Consider the following 18,193-nt stretch of genomic DNA (forward strand, 5'->3'; position numbering starts at 1 on the left):
AGCGCCCCGGCCCCCGGCACTGCCCCAGCCCCCGGCACTGCCCCGGCCCCCGGCACGGCCCCGGCTCCCGATGCCGCCCCGGCCCCGCCCGCGGCAGCCACCGGCGGCAGCCCCTGGCAGCTCGCACGGCGCGAGCTCCGCCGCCGCCCCGCCGTCCGCGTCAGCCTCTGCGTCGTCCTCCTCTTCGTCCTGATGGCCGCGACCGCCCCCTGGCTGGGAGCCCTCGGCGGCTGGTCCCCGGAAGAGTTCGACAAGTCCGCCATCGACCCCTATCTCGGCGGCCAGCCCCTCGGCTCCTTCGGCGGGATCAGCCCCGAGCACTGGCTGGGCGTCGAACCCGTCACCGGCCGCGACCTGTTCGCCCGCGTGGTCCACGGCGCGCAGGTCTCCCTGCTCATCGCCTTCGCCGCCACCGCCGTCGTCGTCGTCGCCGGTACCGCCGCCGGAATCGCCGCCGGCTACTTCGGCGGCCGCACCGACGCGGTCCTGTCCCGGCTCATGGACCTCACCATGTCCTTCCCCTCGCTGATCTTCATGATCGCGATGCTGTCCGTGGCCAAGGACGTCAACCGGATCGTCCTCATGACCTCCGTCATCGGGGTCTTCGGCTGGCCCGGCGTCGCCCGCGTCGTCCGCGGCCAGACCCTCTCCCTCAAGCACCGCGAGTACGTCGACGCCGCCCGCGTGGGCGGCGCCGGCCCCTGGCGGATCCTGACCCGCGACATCCTCCCGGGCGTCTCCGGCCCGGTCATCGCCTACACCACCCTGCTCATCCCCGGGATGATCAGCACCGAGGCCGCCCTGAGCTACCTCGGCGTCGGAGTCCGCCCACCCACCCCCTCCTGGGGCCAGATGATCGCCGAGTCCGTCGCCTACTACGAGACCGACCCCATGTACTTCGTCATCCCCAGCGTCTTCCTCTTCCTCGCCGTCCTCGCCTTCACCCTGCTCGGCGACGCGCTGCGCGACATCCTCGACCCGAGGGGCGGCCGCACGTGATCGCCTACCTCGCCCGCCGGCTGCTCGCCCTCGCCGGGGTGCTCCTCGCCATCGCCGCCGTCACCTTCCTCATCTTCCACGTCCTGCCCGCCGACCCGGCCGCGGCCGCCTGCGGCAAGACCTGCAGCGCCGAGCGCCTGGCCGACGTACGGACGTACCTGGGCCTCGACCAGCCCCTGTGGCGGCAGTTCGCCGACTTCCTGACCGGCATCTTCACCGGCCGCACCCTCGGCACCGGCCAGTACGCCGTCGCCTGCGACTTCCCGTGCCTGGGCTACTCGTACGAGAACTCCCTGCCCGTGTGGGACCTGCTCATGGACCGGCTCCCGGTCTCCGCCTCCCTCGCCGTCGGCGCGGCCGCGCTGTGGCTGGTCCTGGGGCTGGGCGCCGGGGTCACCGCCGCCCTGCGCAAGGACACCGCCACCGACAAGGCTCTGATGGTCGGGGCGGTCGCCGCCGCCTCGCTGCCCGTGTACTTCACCTCGGTGATGCTCATCTACGGGGTCATCCGCATCGCCGGCCTCCTGCCCTACCCCACCTACCAGGCCTTCACCGACGACCCGCTCGCCTGGGCGTCGAACCTGCTCCTGCCCTGGACCGCGCTCGCCCTGCTGTACGCCGCCATGTACGCACGCCAGAGCCGGGGCTCGATGATCGAGGCGATGGCCGAGCCCTACATCCGCACCGCCCGCGCCAAGGGCATGCCCGAACGGACCGTCGTCGTCAAACACGGGCTGCGCTCCGGGATGACCCCGATCCTCACCATCTTCGGCATGGACCTGGGCGGCCTGCTCGCCGGGGCCGTCATCACCGAGTCCATCTTCGGGCTCCCGGGCATCGGGCGGCTGTTCTACGGCGCCCTCGTCAACTCCGACCAGCCCGTGGTCCTCGGAGTCACGCTGCTCGCCGCCTTCTTCATCGTCGTCGCCAACCTCCTGGTCGACGTCCTGTACGCCGTCATCGACCCGAGAGTGAGGTACTGATGACCGCTCCGCTCCTCGAAGTACGCGACCTGCGCGTCACGTTCACCACCGAGCGCGGGACCGTACGGGCCGTCGACTCGATCGGTTTCACCGTCGAGGCGGGACGCACCCTCGGCATCGTCGGCGAGTCGGGCTCGGGCAAGTCCGTCACCTCGCTCGCCGTCATGGGCCTGCACCGGGGCACGGTCGAGGTGGGCGGCTCCGTGCGGCTGTCGGGACAGGAGCTGACCACCCTGTCCGAGCGGGAGCTCTCCCGCGTCCGCGGCCGCCGGATCGCCATGATCTTCCAGGACCCGCTCTCCAGCCTGCACCCCTACTACACGGTCGGCGAGCAGATCGCCGAGCACTTCCGGGTGCACTTCAAGGCCGGCCGGGCCGCCGCGCGCAAACGCGCCGTCGACATGCTCGGCGAGGTCGGCATCCCGGAACCGGCCCGGCGCGCACGGGAGTACCCGCACCAGTTCTCCGGCGGCATGCGGCAGCGGGCGATGATCGCCATGGCCCTGGCCTGCGAGCCCGACCTGCTGATCGCCGACGAACCGACCACCGCCCTGGACGTCACCGTGCAGGCGCAGATCCTGGAACTGATCGCCCGGATCCAGCAGGAGCGCGGACTCGGCGTCGTGATGATCACCCACGACCTGGGCGTCGTCGCCCGCGTCGCCCACGAGGTACTGGTCATGTACGGCGGCCGGGCCGCCGAACAGGCCCCGGCCGACGAACTGTTCGCCGACCCCGCCCACCCCTACACCCGGGGCCTGCTCGACTCGCTGCCCCGCCTCGACAGTGCGGACGACGAGCCGCTGCCCTTCATCCCCGGCTCCCCGCCGTCCCTGCTCGCACCGGCTTCCGGCTGCGCCTACGCCCCGCGCTGTCCCCGGGCGGCCGCGCGCTGCACCGACGTACGGCCCGAGCCGGAGGCGTACGGGGACGGACCGGAGCGGACGGTCGCCTGCCACTTCGCCGGAGCCCCGACCCGTACCGCCGAGGAGGCGGCCCGATGACCGAGACCGCCGCACACGAGAGCGACGCACAGGAGACGGCCGTCCGAGAGAGCGCCCCCGCCCTGCTGTCCGTACAGGACCTCACCATGACCTTCCCCGGCAGACGATCCGTGACCGGGCGCCGGGGGGCGCCCGTGCGCGCCGTCGACGGGGTGTCCTTCGACCTGGCGGCCGGCCAGACCCTCGGCCTGGTCGGGGAGTCGGGCTGCGGGAAGTCCACCACCGGACGGATGCTGGTACGGCTGCTGGAACCCACCTCGGGCCGGATCGCCTTCGAGGGCAAGGACATCAGCCGCCTCTCCCCGTCCGGCATGCGCCCGCTGCGCAAGCACATCCAGATGGTCTTCCAGGACCCGCACTCCTCGCTGAACCCGCGCCAGACCGTGGCCCGGATCATCTCCGACCCGCTGCTGGTACAGGGCTGGAGCGCGAGCGACGCCCGCCGCCGCGCCGCCGAGCTGATGGAGCTCGTCGGGCTGATCCCCGAGCACATCGACCGCTACCCGCACGAGTTCTCCGGCGGCCAGGCCCAGCGCATCGGCATCGCCCGCTCGCTGTCCACCAGCCCCCGGCTGATCGTCGCCGACGAGCCGGTCTCCGCGCTGGACGTCTCCGTACAGGCCCAGATCGTCAACCTGATGGAGCGGCTGCGCGCCGAACTGGGCCTCGCCTACGTGTTCATCGCCCACGACCTGTCGGTGGTCAAACGGGTCAGCGACCGGGTCGCCGTCATGTACCTCGGCCGGATCGTCGAGATCGGGGACAAGAAGTCCCTCTACGAGAACCCGCAGCACCCGTACACCCGGGCGCTGCTGTCCGCCGTCCCGCTGCCCGACCCGGCGGCGGAACGGCGGCGGGAGCGGATCGTGCTGCTCGGCGACCCGCCGAGCCCGGCCGCTCCACCCCCCGGCTGCACCTTCCACCCCCGCTGCCCCAAGGCACAGCCGATCTGCCGCACCGAACGCCCACTGCTCCAACCCGCCGTCTCCCGCGAGGTGGCCTGCCACTTCCCCGGCGACTGACGGGGACCCGGGGAAGGGGAGGGGCCCCGGAGACAAAGGCGTCTCCAGGGCCCCTCCCGCTGTCCGCGGCCGTACTCGGCCCGGTTCGCGTCAGCCCAGTTCGCGGCGGAAGAACTCCAGTTCCAGGGCCATCAGCTTCTCGCGGGTGCCGCCCGGGGTCATGTGGGTGATGCCCGGCAGGGCCAGGAGCTGGTGGGGGCGGCCCGCGTCGGTCAGGGCCTGGGAGAGGCGCAGGGTGTGGGAGGGGTGGACGTTGTCGTCGGCCAGGCCCGTGATGAGCAGCAGCGGGCGGGAGAGCCCGGGGGCGTCGGGGATGAGGGAGTCGCGCTCGTAGACGTCCGGGTGCTCCTGTGGGAGGCCGAGGTACCGCTCCGTGTACGCGGTGTCGTACTGCCGGAAGTCCGTCGGCGCGGCGCCGGCCGCCGCCGCGTGGAAGACGTCCGGGCGGCGCAGCACCGCCATGGCCGCGAGGTAGCCGCCGTACGACCAGCCGCGCACCCCCACCCGGCCGAGGTCGAGTTCGCCGTGGCGGGCCGCGAGCGCGTGGAGGGCCGCGACCTGGTCGTCGAGGGTGACCTCGGAGAAGCCGCGGTACATCGCCTGGGCGTAGGCGGGGGAGACGTGCGGGGTCCCGCGGTTGTCGACGGTCACCACCGCGAAGCCCTGGTCGGCCCACCACTGGCGGAGCTGCCAGCGGCGCGGGTCGACGGTGATGTCCTGCATGCCGGGACCGCCGTAGCTGTCCATCAGGACGGGCAGCTTCCGGCCGGGCACGTGGTCGCGGGGCAGCACGACGGCGGTGGGGATGCCGTGCTCGGTGACCCGCTCCAGGAGGGGCACCGTCCGGTAGGGCAGCGGCTGCGACAGGTCGGCGGGGGTGAACTCCCGCCCGTCGGGGGTGCGCAGGGTGCGCCGGACCCCGTCGGCACCGGCCGAGGTCAGCAGCAGGATCCCGGCCGAGGCCTGGACGCTGTGCACGCCGGGTCCGTCGGCCACCGGGGTCAGCTCGCCGGTGGCCGGGTCCAGCAGCAGCACCTGCTGCTCGGCGGGGTCGCGCAGACCGGCCTCGATCAGCAGCCGGTCCTGGTGGACCCCGGCCACGCGGCGGACCTGGATCCCGTCCCCGGTGAGCAGCCGGCCGTCCACCGCGAGGGCCCGGGCGGCGCCGCCCTCGGTGTCGGCGGCGGTCAGCATCCGCCCGTCGGCGAGCCGGGCCGGGGTGCCGGGGAGGTCCGGGTCCACCCACCGGGGGTGCGTGGTGCGGGACAGTTCGGTGGTACGGCCGGTGGCCGGGTCGGCGGAGAGCAGCAGCACGTTCTGCTGGAGCCGGTCCTGGACGGTCAGCAGGATCTCCCCGGCGGACTCCCAGCCCGCGTCGGATACGTAGGGGTAGGTCGCGGCGTCCCAGTCGAGCCGAACCCGGGCCGGGCCGCCGGCCTCGCCTGAGCCTTCGCCCTCGCCCTCGCGCAGCACCCACAGCTGGACGTCGGCATTGGGCCCGCCCGCCTCGGGGTAGGCGAAGTCCTCGGCCGGCAGCTCGGGGTGCGCCGGGTCGGCGAAGTACCGCCGCTGGAGGGCGGACTCGTCGACCCGGGCGGCCAGCAGGGTGACCCCGTCCGGGGACCACCAGTGGCCGCGGGAGCGGCCCAGCTCTTCGGCGGCGGCGAACTCGGCGAGGCCCCAGCGGGCCCCGTCGGCCGGGCTGACCCGGCCCCCCGGGGCGACGTACAGGGCGTCGTCGGCCGCGTACGCGGTGCGCGAGCCGTCGGCGTTGGGCCGCGGGTCCACGACGGGTCCGGCGGCCGGGATCTCCTCGGGCTTCCCGTCTCCGGTGGCGGTGACCCCGTAGAGCCGCCCGTACAGCGCGAAGACGGCGCGCCGGCCGTCCCCGGAGAGGGCGTACGAGCCGATCCCCGCGGCGACGAGCCGGATCCGCTCGCGCAGTCGGCGCTCGGCGTCCGGGAGGGCCCCCGGCTCGGGGCACAGCTCGCGCGGATCGGCAAGCCGGGTCTCGGCGCCGGTGGCGGTGTCGAGCACCCAGAGGCTGTCGAAGGCGTCGGTGGGGCCGGTGGAGCGGAGGAACCAGAGAAGCCGGCCGTCGTCCCCGAAGGAGAACGCGCGCGGGGCTCCGTAGGAGAAGCGGGCCGTGCTCGCGGAGAGCCTGAGGAAGTCATCCATGATCGTAGTGTGACATGTGCAATGTCACTACCACTAGGCCGTTCGAGTGGTGACCCCAGGGGCGCGGGCTTAGCGTCGAAAGGGTGGACCCGAACGCAACGCCGAGCAGCAGCGGGACCGATGGCAAGGTCCGAGGAAGCGGCAACGGACTCGCCCTGTTCGTCATCGCCTCCTGTCAGCTCATGGTGGTGCTCGACATCACGATCGTGAACATCGCGCTGCCCCACATCCAGACCGCGCTCGGCTTCTCCACCGAAAGCCTTTCCTGGGTCGTCAACGCCTACACCCTCGCCTTCGGCGGCCTGCTGCTCCTCGGTGGCCGCACCGGCGACATCCTCGGCCGCAAACGGGTCTTCATCTTCGGCGTCCTGCTGTTCGGCCTGGCCTCCTTCCTGGGCGGACTCGCCCAGAACGAGGGTCAGTTGATGGCGGCCCGCGCCCTCCAAGGCGTCGGCGGCGCCATCGCCTCCCCGACCTCCCTCGCGCTGATCACCACCACCTTCCGCGAAGGCCCCGCACGCAACCGGGCCTTCGGCGTGTTCGCCGGCGTCTCGGCGGCCGGCGGCGCGATCGGCCTGCTCGCGGGCGGCATCCTCGTCGAATGGCTCGACTGGCGCTGGGTGCTCTTCGTCAACGTCCCCATCGCCGTCCTGATCGCGGTACTGGCCACGAAGGTCCTGCACGAGTCCGAACGCCATCCCGGACACTTCGACTTCGCCGGTGCGCTGCTGTCCACCCTGGGCATGGTCGCCCTGGTCTACGGCTTCATCCGGGCCTCCCAGGAGGGCTGGCGCGACCCGGTGACCCTCGGCTCCTTCGGCGCCGCCGTGGTCCTGCTGACCCTGTTCATCCTGAACGAGCGGCGCTCGCCCCAGCCCATTACCCCGCTGCACATGTTCGCCGACCGCAACCGGGCCGGGACCTACGGGATCATGCTCATGCTCGCCTGCGCGATCTTCGGCATGTTCTTCTTCCTGACCCTCTTCGTGCAGATCGTGCTCGGCTTCAGCCCGGTCCAGGCCGGTCTCGCCTTCCTCCCGGTCAGCGTGATGGTCGCGTTGGGCGCCGGGCTCACCTCGCAGCTGCTCCCGAAGTTCGGGCCCAAACCGTTCATGGTCGGCGGCGCCCTGTCCTCGGCGGCCGGGCTCGGCTGGCTGACGCAGACGGACGTCCACTCGACGTACCTGGGCAGCATCCTGGGCCCGATGCTGCTCTTCGCCCTCGGCATGGGCCTGCAGTTCGTGTCGCTGACCCTGATGGCCCTGTCCAACGTCCCCGACCGGGAGTCGGGAGCCGCGTCCGGACTGCTCAACACGATGCAGCAGGTGGGCGGGTCCCTCGGCCTGTCGATCCTGGTGACGGTCTTCGGCACGGCGAGCCGCAACGAGGCGAAGGACCAAGTGGCCGGCTTCCTCAGCACGGCCACCCCCGCACAGCGGGCGGCCTTCCAACAGACCGGCCAGGTCCCGAAGCCGTGGAGCGACCAGATCCTCACCTCCGGCATCAGCGCGGCCTTCGTCGTGGCGGCGATGTTCACCCTGGTCGGCGCGGCGATCGCGCTGTTCGCCATCCAGGTGCGCCCCTCGGACCTCGAACGCCTCCAGGGCAACCACACCCCGGCGGCGGACCGCACCTAGACCGCCCCTGCGGGGATCCCGGCGGGGCCGCCGGGTTCACACCGCGGTGACCCCGGCGCCGGTGACGCGGGCCGCGAAGGCGTCCAGGTTGCCCGACATGCGGGCGAGGCGCTCGTCCAGGGTCAGGGACTCCTCGTGGCCTCCGGTCCGCAGCTTCGGCTGCCGCTTGCCGCGTACGTACAGGGAGCAGGCGAGGTCGGCGCAGATGTAGGTGCCGACCGTGTTGCCCTCGCGGCCGCGGGCGCCCGCCAGGGGCGCGGCGAGCAGGGTGACCCCCGAGGACGCGTGACCCGTCAGGCAGATCTGGCACAGGCTGGACTTCACCGCGCTGGTACGGCCCACGGACGGTACGCGCAGGGAGATCCCCAGCGGCCCCGCCTCCCGCGGCAGCACGAGGTGGGCCCGCAGCGGCGCACCCGGATCCACCCATCCCAGGAAGTCCAGGTCTTCCCAGGGCAGTTCGGCGAAGTCGAGCGGCAGGCGCAGCCGCGCGGCCTCGCCCTTGGTGCAGTTCACGAAGGACGCACGGATCTGTTTCTCACTGAGTGGTTCCACGGGCATCGACCTTATGGCCCGGTCTGACCGATCGCACCTCAATATCCGGAGCCATCCGGTGCCGTACCGGTGGCTGGAGCTTCTGCGCGAGCGCGTCGCGCAGCCGGGTGGCATCGGCCCGGGTGTCCATCCGCAGGGTCAGCCAGGACCCGTCGGCGAAGGCCGGGTCCACCCGCAGCGCGTCCAGTGGAAGCCGTGCAGGGCCAGGGCGAAGCGGCCCGCCTCGCTCTCCCAGCCGCCCCGCAGCGCCGGGCCGTGGAAGAGCCGGCCGAACGGACGGCCGATCCGTTCGAACGGGTCAAGCAGCTCGGCCCCGGCCCCGGGCAGGTCGTCGGGGAGCGCGCTCAGGAACCAGAAGGCGAAGAAGCCGCCGTCGATCCGGCGCCGCAGCGGCTTCGGGGTGGGCGAGCCGGGCAGCATCGCGCGCGGCGGGCGCCGTACCTACGGTGACAATCTATCCGGAATGTCCTCGTCCATCCCGCCATGATGGCCGGACGGCCGCTACCCCACCATGCGACGGACCCGGCAGCGAGCCGGGCCGTCCGCCCGCAGGGTGATCCCGGCCCCGACCGGGATCTCGGTGTCCACGGCCTCGAACTCGTACGCCCGCAGGATCATCGCCAGCGCGACCACCGACTCCAGCATCGAGAAGTGCTGCCCGATGCAGGCGCGCGGACCGCCGCCGAAGGGGAACCACGCGTAGCGCGGCCGCGCCGCCTCCGCCTCCGGCGTGAAGCGCTCGGGGTCGAAGCGGTCCGGGTCCGGCCAGTGCTCCGGGTGGCGGTGCGTCACCCAGGGCGCCACGATCACGTCCGCGCCCGCGGGGACCGTGTGCTCCCCGATCCTCGTGTCGACGACGGCCCTGCGGCCGATGACGGGCGCGGCCGGGTACAGGCGCATGGCCTCCTTCAGCACCCGGGTGAGGTACGGGAGCCGGTCCAGGTCGGCGGCCTCGGGCGTACGGTCGCCCAGCACGCGGGAGATCTCCTCGCGGGCCCGGCTCTGCTCCTCGGGATGGCGCGCCAGCAGGTGCAGGGCGAAGCAGAGGGAGGTGGCGGTCGTCTCGTGCCCGGCGAGCAGGAAGATCAGCACTTGGTCGCGCAGCTCGGCGGCGTCGAACTCCCCGTCGTCCGAACTCCTCGCGGCGGCGAGCAGCGTCAGCAGGTCGTCGCCGCCGTCCTGGCCGCCGCCGTCCTGGCCGGCGGCGTCCGCGCCGGGCCCGCCCCGCCGCTCAGCGATGATCTTGTCGCACACTCCGTAGAGCTCGTCCATCGCGGCGGCCGCCCGCCTGTTGCCCGGGGTGGGCCAGTGCCGCGGGACGTTGGCGGGGGAGTAGCCGCGGCGCAGCACGTAGTCCGTGATGACCGGAAAGCACCGGGCCACGACGTCGGCGGTGGCCTCGACGTCGGCACCGAAGAGGATCCGGGCCACGGCGCGCAGAGCCAGGTGCGTCATCTCGTCGGAGACGTCGACGACGCCGTCCAGGGCCTCCTCCCACGCGGCGATGACCGATGTGGTCTCGGCGGCGACGGCCCCGGCGTAGCCGTCGACCCGGCGCCGGGTGAAGAGCGGCTGCACCAGCCGTCGCTGACGCAGGTAGTCCTCGTCCTGGCTGGTCAGCAGCCCGTTGCCGAAGGAGTCCCGGACCTCCTGGTAGAAGGCGTTGTCCTTGCGGAAGTTGGCCGAGTCGGAGGCGAGCACCTGCTGGGCGCCCTCGGGTGAGAAGACGCAGTACAGCTCGGCCCGCATCCCGGGCGGGCCGGCCGTGACCCGTACGAGGTCTCCGTGCCGGTGCTGCGCCCGCAGATAGGTGCCGAGGGAGTCCGACTTCAGGTCGAAGAGCGACCCGAGCAGCGGGACCCCGACGAGTTCGGGAACCTCCGCCCCCGCACCGGCCCTTGTGTCCGCACCACCCGCCATGCCCACTCCCTCGTCCGGTACCGGAGGCCCGATTCTGCCGGTCTCCCGGCACGTATGGCCAGGATCCCCGCCCCTTCCGGCCGAATACCGATGCCCCTGGGACCTCGGGCGGTCCACAAGGTGATCAGCACGCGGTGCGTGACGCGAGATCACCTACCCTGGCGAACGCCCGTCAGTTCCGGCCAACGCCCGCCAATGCCCCTCTCGTTGAAGGAGTTCCCGATGTCCGTCGTCGTCACCGCCGTGATCCACCCGAAGCCCGGGCTGCTGGAGGAAGCCCTGGCCACGTACGCCCGCCACATCGATGCCGTCCACGCCGAACCCGGCTGCGAGCTCTACGCGCTGCACACCGACGGGACCTCGATCGTGATCATCGAGAAGTGGGCCGGCCAGGCGGAGCTCGACGCACACGCGAACGGCGAGGTGATGGCGAAGCTCGGACCCGAACTCAACGCCCTGCGTGACCAGCCCGCCGACGTAACGATCCTCCAGCCCCGCCCGGCAGGAACCGCGCGGGGCGCCCTGTAGTCGGCCGCGAGGTCAGAGACGCCAGCGCTTCTGGCCCGGGCCCTTGCAGGTGTAGAGCTTGCCGTTCGTCTTGCCGATCCCGGTCGCTCCGGACGTCGAGCAGTAGGCGCCCGGGGTGACGGTGCCCGAGCTCGCGCCGCCCGTACTCGATCCGCCGGACGAGCTGTCGTCGTCGTCCGTGGGGGGCGTGGGCGTGGACTTCGGGTGGAGATCGGTGTTCTGCTCGGCCGGACACCGCGTGCCGGGCGCGACGAGGTGCACGCTCGTGTTCGCGTACTGCGGAAGGAGCTTCGTGCCCTCCTCGGGGCTCTGGAAGCAGGCGACCCAGTCCGCGTGGGCGGCGGGAAGCTCGACGTCGTTGTACGCGCTGAACGCGGTGAGTTCCTTGTCGATCAGGTCCTCGACGGCCTTTTCCGCCTCCCCGAAAGGGCTTGCCCACGACGGCGGGCATCAGCGAATCCACACTCTTCGTCGGCGTGGGTGGCCAGGTGAAGAAGGTCGTCGCAACGGTCCTGGCGGGCCTCTGGTTCCTGACCCCGTTCCTGGGCGATTCACCGAAGAAGTCCGGCGCCGATGCCAAGCCGCAGTCGGCCGCCACCCAGCCTGTCGCCGCCGCTGCCACGCCGCCGGCCGCCGCATCGACGCCGGCGAGCGTATAGAAGATTGAAACTTGTACCGAGCAGTACGGGAGATGAGGCCGAAGAAGTCTTGGTCGCGGCCCGGCCGGGAAACGCCTTGAGTCTCCAGTGACTGGAGACCGCAGAGTAGGGGACATGGACGCCACGACCCTCTACTCCATCGGCGAGCTCTCCCGGCGGACGGGCCTGCCCGTGCGGACCATCCGGTTCTACTCCGATGCCGGGGTGGTGGCGCCGACCACTCGAACCCCCGCCGGCTACCGGCTCTACGACCTCGACGCACTGCTTCGTCTGGAACTCCTGCGCACCCTGCGCGAGCTGGGCATGGACCTGGCCACGGTCCAACGGGTACTGGACCGGGAGCTCTCCGTGGCGGACGTCGCCGCGGCGCACGCCGACGCCACGGACGTCCAGATCCGGGCGCTGCGACTGCGCCGGAGCGTGCTGCGAGCCGTGGCCGCAGGCGGGTCCAGCCCTGAGGAGATCACGCTCATGCACAGGCTCACGCAGTTGTCCGGCGAGGAACGCCGACGGTTGACCGACGATTTCGTCGAGGGCACCTTCGGGACCCTCGGGACTCTCAGGCCCCTCGGGACCTTCGGCACGGCGGACGCCGAACCCGCCGCGGCGGCCATGGTCCGCGCGGCCCTTCCCGACCTCCCCGACGATCCGTCCGGCGAGCAGGTCGCCGCGTGGGTGGAACTCGCCGAGCTGGTCGGCGACGAGGACTTCCGCGCCCGGATGCGCCGGACGGCCGGCCGGCAGGCCGCCGGGCGCCCGCTCGACATCGAAAGCGCGGCCGGCGACGAACTGATGGAGTTCGCGCGCCAGACGGTCATGGAGGCGATGGAGTCGGGCATCGACCCGCGGAGCGACAGGGGCGCGCCCGTCATCGACGACCTCGTGCACCGTTTCGCCGAGGTGTTCGCACGCACCCCTGACAGGGACTTCCGGGACTGGATGGCCCGGCAGTTCGAAGAGGCCCACGATCCCCGGGTGGACCGGTACTGGCGGCTGGTGTGGATCGTCAACGGCTGGCAGGTCGTACCGAACCTGATCCCGGTGTACCCCTGGCTCATCCAGGCCCTGCGCACCTGATCAGGCCCGGCTTTCGGACTTTCGTGCCGAGCGCGCCCACTGCCACACCGTGTGCGCTACGAGAGCCACGGCAGTGAGGACAACGATCACGCGAATCGTGCTCCAGGTGACTTCGACGAAATGTCCCGCAGAGTCCGCTTCCACCTTCAGGCGGGCAGAGGTCTCGACGAAGGCGATGAGCGGAACAAGGAGGCGGAACGGAAGTCCGCCGATTCCGGGGATCCGTGCCAGATTCCCGAAAAGACCCAACGGGGCTCCGAAAACAAAAGCGCAAATTCCCCAGCTCAGAATTCCTGAAGATATGCCCTCGCTGCTCATTCCGTCGGATGTCATGCCGATCGGAGCGGCGGGGCTCAGGGATTTGAGCAGGTAGTAGACGGCCACGCCGACGGCCAAGGCCGTAGAGGCCAGCCAGGCCGACTCCGTCTTCGACGCTCGGGTGTATCCGATCAGGAAGGCGAAGCACGCCCACGACCATCCCGCGGAGAACACGAGGTTCACGACGTGGAGAACCGGGCCGTCGAATGTGCCCGCGAGCGCACCGAGCGTGCCGATCACCCCACCCGCTCCGAGAACCGACAGCACGGACATGGTGCGAGTGCGCGGAAGATTCACTTGTGTTCCCTGTCTGCGGTCAGCGGCAAGGGGGGGGCAAGGAGGGCACGGGAGGCAAGGGGGGTGATCGCCCCGGGCCGTCGGCGGGGTCCTCCGCGGGGGCGGAGACACCGGCGACGGCCCAGGGGAAAGGGGAGGCGTTCTGACCTGCGGCTTGCTCAGATGTCGCGGAAGATCTCGATCTGGGCGCCGACCGAGTTGAGGCGCTCGGCGAGTTCCTCGTAGCCGCGGTTGATCACGTAGACGTTGCGCAGGACCGAGGTGCCCTCCGCGGCCATCATCGCGAGGAGGACGACCACCGCCGGGCGGAGCGCCGGGGGGCACATCATTTCCGCGGCGCGCCAGCGGGTGGGGCCCTCCACCAGGACGCGGTGGGGGTCCAGGAGTTGGAGGCGGCCGCCGAGGCGGTTGAGGTCGGTCAGGTAGATGGCGCGGTTGTCGTACACCCAGTCGTGGATCAGGGTCTGGCCCTGCGCGACGGCGGCGATGGCCGCGAAGAACGGGACGTTGTCGATGTTCAGCCCGGGGAACGGCATCGGGTGGATCTTGTCGATCGGGGCTTCGAGCTTGGACGGGCGGACGGTGAGGTCCACGAGGCGGGTGCGGCCGTTGTCCGCGACGTACTCCGCCGAGCGGTCGTGGTCGAGGCCCATCTCCTCCAGCACCGCGAGCTCGATCTCCATGAACTCGATTGGCACCCGGCGGATGGTCAGCTCCGACTCCGTGACGACCGCCGCGGCGAGCAGGCTCATCGCCTCGACCGGGTCCTCGGAGGGGGAGTAGTCCACGTCCACGTCGATGTTCGGGACGCCGTGGACGGTGAGGGTGGTGGTGCCGACGCCCTCGACCTTGACGCCCAGCGCCTCCAGGAAGAAGCAGAGGTCCTGGACCATGTAGTTGGAGGAGGCGTTGCGGATGACGGTGACGCCGTCGTGCCGGGCGGCGGCCAGCAGCGCGTTCTCGGTGACCGTGTCCCCGCGCTCGGTCAGGACGATCGGGCGGTCAGGGGAGACCCCGGCCTCGACCTTCGCGTGGTAGATGCCCTCGGTCGCGGTGATGTCCAGGCCGAAGCGGCGCAGGGCGATCATGTGCGGCTCGATGGTGCGGGTGCCGAGGTCGCAGCCGCCGGCGTACGGGAGGCGGAAGCTGTCCATCCGGTGCAGCAGCGGGCCCAGGAACATGATGATGCTCCGGGTCCGGCGCGCCGCGTCGGCGTCCATGGCCTCCAGGTCGAGGCGGGCCGGCGGGACCAGCTCCAGGTCCACGCCGTCGTTGATCCAGCGGGTGCGGACACCGATGGAGTTGAGCACCTCCAGGAGGCGGTAGACCTCCTCGATGCGGGCCACCCGCCTCAGCACCGTACGGCCCTTGTTGAGGAGCGAGCCGCAGAGCAGTGCGACGCACGCGTTCTTGCTCGTCTTGACGTCGATGGCGCCCGACAGCCGGCGGCCGCCGACCACTCGCAGGTGCATCGGGCCGGCGTAGCCGAGGGAGACGATCTCGCTGTCGAGCGCTTCGCCGATGCGGGCGATCATCTCAAGGCTGATGTTCTGGTTGCCGCGCTCGATCCGGTTCACGGCACTCTGGCTGGTGCCGAGTGCTTCGGCGAGCTGACTCTGTGTCCAGCCCCGGTGTTGACGGGCGTCACGGATGAGCTTGCCGATGCGTACGAGGTAGTCGTCTGCCATGGGGGCACGTTATCTCAGATATGAGATGACTCCCGCGCTGGGTATGCCGGATGGGTGTGTCAGATGGGCGATTTGGGGGTTATTGGCCGTCAGGTCCCATAGTGGCTTCGCATGCGTGTGATGCCTCGACGGTCCGGCCGGGCAGACGGGTGAGCGTATCTCCGCCGCGGCCGCCCCCGTGTGGGGAGTGGGGTCGGTGGGCGGGGGTGGGCCGCGGCGGCCCGAAGCGCCTCGCCGACGGCGGGTCGGCAGCGGGTGGGAGGCGGGTCGGAGGCAGGCCGGGAGGCGGGTCGGCGGCGGGGCGGAGGCAGATCGGGGCCGGTCCGCGGGTGCGCGCCTCGTCCCCGGACCCCGACATGTACTAGAGTTATCTCGACATCGAGATATCTGCCGAAGGCGTACCGCAGCCGCCCCCGCTGGTAAGGGTTACCTAACTTAGCCCTACCTTAGCGGATTGGCCAAGGGGCGTGGCGGCAGGATGCGGTTATACGCGCGAATTCATGCATGAAGGAGACTGTCGTGTCGGCGAACAGCTTCGACGCCCGCAGCACGCTGCAGGTGGGCGACGAGTCGTACGAGATCTTCAAGCTGGACAAGGTCGAGGGCTCCGCCCGCCTTCCCTACAGCCTGAAGGTCCTGCTGGAGAACCTGCTCCGTACCGAGGACGGCGCGAACATCACCGCCGACCACATCCGGTCGCTCGGGAACTGGGACTCGCAGGCCCAGCCCAGCGAGGAGATCCAGTTCACGCCGGCCCGCGTGATCATGCAGGACTTCACCGGCGTCCCCTGCGTCGTGGACCTCGCCACCATGCGTGAGGCCGTCAAGGCCCTCGGCGGTGACCCGTCGAAGATCAACCCGCTGGCCCCGGCCGAGCTGGTCATCGACCACTCGGTCATCGCCGACAAGTTCGGCACCAAGGACGCGTTCGCCCAGAACGTGGAGCTGGAGTACGGCCGCAACAAGGAGCGCTACCAGTTCCTGCGCTGGGGCCAGACCGCCTTCGACGAGTTCAAGGTCGTCCCCCCGGGCACCGGCATCGTCCACCAGGTCAACATCGAGCACCTGGCCCGCACGGTCATGGTCCGAAACGGCCAGGCGTACCCCGACACCCTCGTCGGCACCGACTCGCACACCACCATGGTCAACGGCCTCGGCGTGCTGGGCTGGGGCGTCGGCGGCATCGAGGCCGAGGCCGCGATGCTCGGCCAGCCGGTCTCCATGCTGATCCCGCGCGTCGTGGGCTTCAAGCTGACCGGCGAGCTGCCCACCGGCACCACCGCCACCGACCTGGTGCTCACCATCACCGAGATGCTGCGCAAGCACGGTGTCGTCGGCAAGTTCGTCGAGTTCTACGGTGAGGGCGTCGCCGCCACCTCCCTCGCGAACCGCGCCACCATCGGCAACATGTCGCCGGAGTTCGGCTCCACCGCCGCGATCTTCCCGATCGACGACGAGACCCTGAAGTACCTGCGCCTGACCGGCCGCGACGCCCAGCAGGTCGCGCTGGTCGAGGCGTACGCCAAGGAGCAGGGCCTGTGGCTGGACCCGGCCGCCGAGCCGGACTTCTCCGAGAAGCTGGAGCTCGACCTCTCCACGGTCGTCCCCTCCATCGCCGGCCCGAAGCGCCCGCAGGACCGCATCGTCCTGGCCAACGCCGCCGAGCAGTTCGCCCAGGACGTGCGCAACTACGTCGACGACGTGGACGAGGCGGGCAAGGAGTCCTTCCCGGCCTCCGACGCCCCGGCGAACCACCCGAACGGCGCCCCGTCGAAGCCGACCCCGGTCACTCTGGCCGACGGCACCTCCTTCGAGATCGACCACGGCGCCGTCACCGTCGCCGCGATCACCTCCTGCACCAACACCTCGAACCCCTACGTCATGGTCGCCGCGGCGCTCGTGGCCAAGAAGGCGGTCGAGAAGGGCCTGACCCGCAAGCCGTGGGTCAAGACCACCCTGGCCCCGGGCTCGAAGGTCGTCACCGACTACTTCGACAAGGCCGGCCTGACCCCGTACCTCGACAAGATGGGCTTCAACCTCGTCGGGTACGGCTGCACCACCTGCATCGGCAACTCCGGTCCGCTGGACGAGGAGATCTCGAAGGCGATCAACGAGCACGACCTCGCGGTCACCTCGGTGCTCTCCGGCAACCGCAACTTCGAGGGCCGGATCAACCCCGACGTCAAGATGAACTACCTGGCCTCCCCGCCGCTGGTCGTCGCGTACGCCATCGCGGGCTCCATGAAGGTGGACATCACCAAGGACGCCATCGGCGTCGACACCGAGGGCAAGCCGGTCTTCCTCCAGGACATCTGGCCCTCCGAGGCCGAGGTCAACGACGTCGTGGCGAACGCCATCGGCGAGGACATGTTCAACAAGTCCTACCAGGACGTCTTCGCGGGCGACGCCCAGTGGCAGGCGCTGTCGATCCCGACCGGCAACACGTTCGAGTGGGACCCGCAGTCCACCTACGTCCGCAAGCCCCCTTACTTCGAGGGCATGACGATGGAGACCACCCCGGTCTCCGACATCGCCGGCGCCCGCGTGCTGGCGAAGCTGGGCGACTCGGTCACCACCGACCACATCTCCCCGGCCGGTGCGATCAAGGCCGACACCCCGGCCGGCAAGTACCTCACCGAGCACGGCGTCGAGCGCCGCGACTTCAACTCGTACGGTTCCCGCCGCGGCAACCACGAGGTCATGATCCGCGGTACCTTCGCCAACATCCGCCTGCGCAACCAGATCGCGCCGGGCACCGAGGGCGGCTTCACCCGCGACTTCACCGTCGACGGCGCGCCGGTCGCGTTCATCTACGACGCCTCCCAGAACTACCAGGCCGCCGGCATCCCGCTGGTCATCCTGGCCGGCAAGGAGTACGGCTCCGGCTCGTCCCGCGACTGGGCCGCCAAGGGCACCGCGCTCCTCGGCGTCAAGGCCGTCATCGCCGAGTCCTACGAGCGCATCCACCGCTCCAACCTGATCGGCATGGGCGTCCTGCCCCTGCAGTTCCCCGAGGGCGCCACGGCCGCCTCCCTGGGCCTCACCGGCGAGGAGACCTTCGCCTTCACCGGTGTGGAGGAGCTGAACAACGGCACCACCCCGCGCACCGTCAAGGTCACCACCGACACCGGTGTGGAGTTCGACGCGGTCGTCCGCATCGACACGCCGGGTGAGGCGGACTACTACCGCAACGGCGGCATCATGCAGTACGTGCTCCGGAACCTCATCCGAGGCTGAGCACCGTAGCGGCACCAAAGGGCCGTATCCCCGTTAAGGGGGTACGGCCCTTCCGCCTTTTCCGGCCGGGGCCAGGTTTCGGGGAGGTCTC

General features: G+C 71.0%; 16 protein-coding genes. 9 read left to right on the forward strand and 7 right to left on the reverse strand.

Going from position 1 to position 18,193, the window contains the following annotated elements; translation table 11 throughout:
* The 4 genes from IF88_RS0119160 to IF88_RS0119175 form a co-directional block, all read left to right on the forward strand.
* The coding region (locus IF88_RS0119160; protein ID WP_107050571.1) for an ABC transporter permease at window positions 1-999 on the forward strand (999 nt) is incomplete at its 5' end.
* A complete protein-coding gene (locus IF88_RS0119165; RefSeq protein ID WP_030713434.1) occupies window positions 996-1,982 on the forward strand; it encodes an ABC transporter permease in 987 nt (328 codons plus the stop codon). The genes IF88_RS0119160 and IF88_RS0119165, both read left to right, overlap by 4 nt.
* Window positions 1,982-2,986, forward strand: a complete 1,005-nt coding sequence (locus tag IF88_RS0119170) for an ABC transporter ATP-binding protein (RefSeq protein ID WP_030713437.1) — start codon at window positions 1,982-1,984, stop codon at window positions 2,984-2,986. The genes IF88_RS0119165 and IF88_RS0119170 overlap by 1 nt, the downstream gene beginning before the upstream one ends.
* On the forward strand, window positions 2,983-4,008 hold the full coding sequence (locus tag IF88_RS0119175; protein WP_030713440.1) for an oligopeptide/dipeptide ABC transporter ATP-binding protein: 1,026 nt from the start codon (window positions 2,983-2,985) through the stop codon (window positions 4,006-4,008). The genes IF88_RS0119170 and IF88_RS0119175 overlap by 4 nt, the downstream gene beginning before the upstream one ends.
* 90 nt (window positions 4,009-4,098) lie before the next feature.
* Here IF88_RS0119175 and IF88_RS0119180 read toward each other — a convergent pair whose 3' ends face one another.
* Window positions 4,099-6,186: a S9 family peptidase gene (locus IF88_RS0119180; protein ID WP_030713443.1), complete on the reverse strand. Its 2,088-nt coding sequence runs from the start codon at window positions 6,184-6,186 to the stop codon at window positions 4,099-4,101.
* A gap of 83 nt (window positions 6,187-6,269) precedes the next feature.
* Between IF88_RS0119180 and IF88_RS0119185 the strand changes: the two genes are divergently transcribed.
* Window positions 6,270-7,823 (forward strand): MFS transporter, encoded by a 1,554-nt coding sequence (locus IF88_RS0119185; RefSeq protein WP_030713446.1) that lies wholly within the window; start codon window positions 6,270-6,272, stop codon window positions 7,821-7,823.
* A gap of 36 nt (window positions 7,824-7,859) precedes the next feature.
* Here IF88_RS0119185 and IF88_RS0119190 read toward each other — a convergent pair whose 3' ends face one another.
* From IF88_RS0119190 to IF88_RS0119200, 3 genes are all read right to left on the reverse strand, one after another.
* Entirely contained in the window at window positions 7,860-8,378 is a 519-nt protein-coding gene (locus IF88_RS0119190) for an FBP domain-containing protein (protein ID WP_030713449.1), read from the reverse strand.
* A gap of 138 nt (window positions 8,379-8,516) precedes the next feature.
* The gene (locus IF88_RS0119195) at window positions 8,517-8,798 is read right to left on the reverse strand and encodes a hypothetical protein (protein ID WP_030713452.1); all 282 of its coding nucleotides are present in this window, start codon (window positions 8,796-8,798) and stop codon (window positions 8,517-8,519) included.
* Between the two features lie 81 nt (window positions 8,799-8,879).
* Complete coding sequence (locus tag IF88_RS0119200) at window positions 8,880-10,298, reverse strand: cytochrome P450 (RefSeq protein ID WP_030713455.1); 1,419 nt, start codon at window positions 10,296-10,298, stop codon at window positions 8,880-8,882.
* A 222-nt stretch (window positions 10,299-10,520) separates the two neighbouring features.
* Here IF88_RS0119200 and IF88_RS0119205 point away from each other — a divergent pair, with 222 nt between their 5' ends.
* Window positions 10,521-10,826: a putative quinol monooxygenase gene (locus IF88_RS0119205; RefSeq protein WP_030713458.1), complete on the forward strand. Its 306-nt coding sequence runs from the start codon at window positions 10,521-10,523 to the stop codon at window positions 10,824-10,826.
* Between the two features lie 12 nt (window positions 10,827-10,838).
* Here the strand turns inward: IF88_RS0119205 and IF88_RS0119210 are convergent, their stop codons facing one another.
* Entirely contained in the window at window positions 10,839-11,087 is a 249-nt protein-coding gene (locus IF88_RS0119210; RefSeq protein WP_030713461.1) for a hypothetical protein, read from the reverse strand.
* Window positions 11,088-11,257: 170 nt separating this feature from the next.
* Between IF88_RS0119210 and IF88_RS0119215 the strand changes: the two genes are divergently transcribed.
* Both IF88_RS0119215 and IF88_RS0119220 read left to right on the forward strand, forming a co-directional pair.
* Window positions 11,258-11,485: a hypothetical protein gene (locus IF88_RS0119215; RefSeq protein ID WP_030713464.1), complete on the forward strand. Its 228-nt coding sequence runs from the start codon at window positions 11,258-11,260 to the stop codon at window positions 11,483-11,485.
* A 114-nt stretch (window positions 11,486-11,599) separates the two neighbouring features.
* Window positions 11,600-12,562, forward strand: coding sequence for a MerR family transcriptional regulator (locus tag IF88_RS0119220; protein WP_030713466.1), 963 nt, complete (start codon window positions 11,600-11,602; stop codon window positions 12,560-12,562).
* Here the strand turns inward: IF88_RS0119220 and IF88_RS0119225 are convergent, their stop codons facing one another.
* Together IF88_RS0119225 and IF88_RS0119230 are read right to left on the reverse strand one after the other, a co-directional pair.
* Entirely contained in the window at window positions 12,563-13,153 is a 591-nt protein-coding gene (locus tag IF88_RS0119225; protein WP_051837168.1) for a hypothetical protein, read from the reverse strand.
* 182 nt (window positions 13,154-13,335) lie between these two features.
* Window positions 13,336-14,865 (reverse strand): helix-turn-helix domain-containing protein, encoded by a 1,530-nt coding sequence (locus IF88_RS0119230; protein ID WP_030713472.1) that lies wholly within the window; start codon window positions 14,863-14,865, stop codon window positions 13,336-13,338.
* A 519-nt stretch (window positions 14,866-15,384) separates the two neighbouring features.
* On the opposite strand from IF88_RS0119230, the gene acnA reads away from it, so the two are divergent.
* Window positions 15,385-18,102: an aconitate hydratase AcnA gene (acnA, locus tag IF88_RS0119235; protein ID WP_030713477.1), complete on the forward strand. Its 2,718-nt coding sequence runs from the start codon at window positions 15,385-15,387 to the stop codon at window positions 18,100-18,102.
* The last annotated feature ends 91 nt before the right edge of the window (window positions 18,103-18,193 follow it).

The organism is Streptomyces sp. NRRL F-2580, assembly GCF_000720115.1.
Classification (GTDB): Bacteria; Actinomycetota; Actinomycetes; order Streptomycetales; family Streptomycetaceae; genus Streptomyces.

Coding starts and splice junctions, on each gene's coding strand:
- IF88_RS0119170 (WP_030713437.1), top strand. CDS start 1,982: ATGACCGCTCCGCTCCTCGAAGTACGCGACCTGCGCGTCACGTTCACC.
- IF88_RS0119175 (WP_030713440.1), top strand. CDS start 2,983: ATGACCGAGACCGCCGCACACGAGAGCGACGCACAGGAGACGGCCGTC.
- IF88_RS0119180 (WP_030713443.1), bottom strand. CDS start 6,186: ATGGATGACTTCCTCAGGCTCTCCGCGAGCACGGCCCGCTTCTCCTAC.
- IF88_RS0119195 (WP_030713452.1), bottom strand. CDS start 8,798: ATGCTGCCCGGCTCGCCCACCCCGAAGCCGCTGCGGCGCCGGATCGAC.
- IF88_RS0119200 (WP_030713455.1), bottom strand. CDS start 10,298: ATGGCGGGTGGTGCGGACACAAGGGCCGGTGCGGGGGCGGAGGTTCCC.
- IF88_RS0119205 (WP_030713458.1), top strand. CDS start 10,521: ATGTCCGTCGTCGTCACCGCCGTGATCCACCCGAAGCCCGGGCTGCTG.
- IF88_RS0119220 (WP_030713466.1), top strand. CDS start 11,600: ATGGACGCCACGACCCTCTACTCCATCGGCGAGCTCTCCCGGCGGACG.
- IF88_RS0119225 (WP_051837168.1), bottom strand. CDS start 13,153: ATGTCCGTGCTGTCGGTTCTCGGAGCGGGTGGGGTGATCGGCACGCTC.
- IF88_RS0119230 (WP_030713472.1), bottom strand. CDS start 14,865: ATGGCAGACGACTACCTCGTACGCATCGGCAAGCTCATCCGTGACGCC.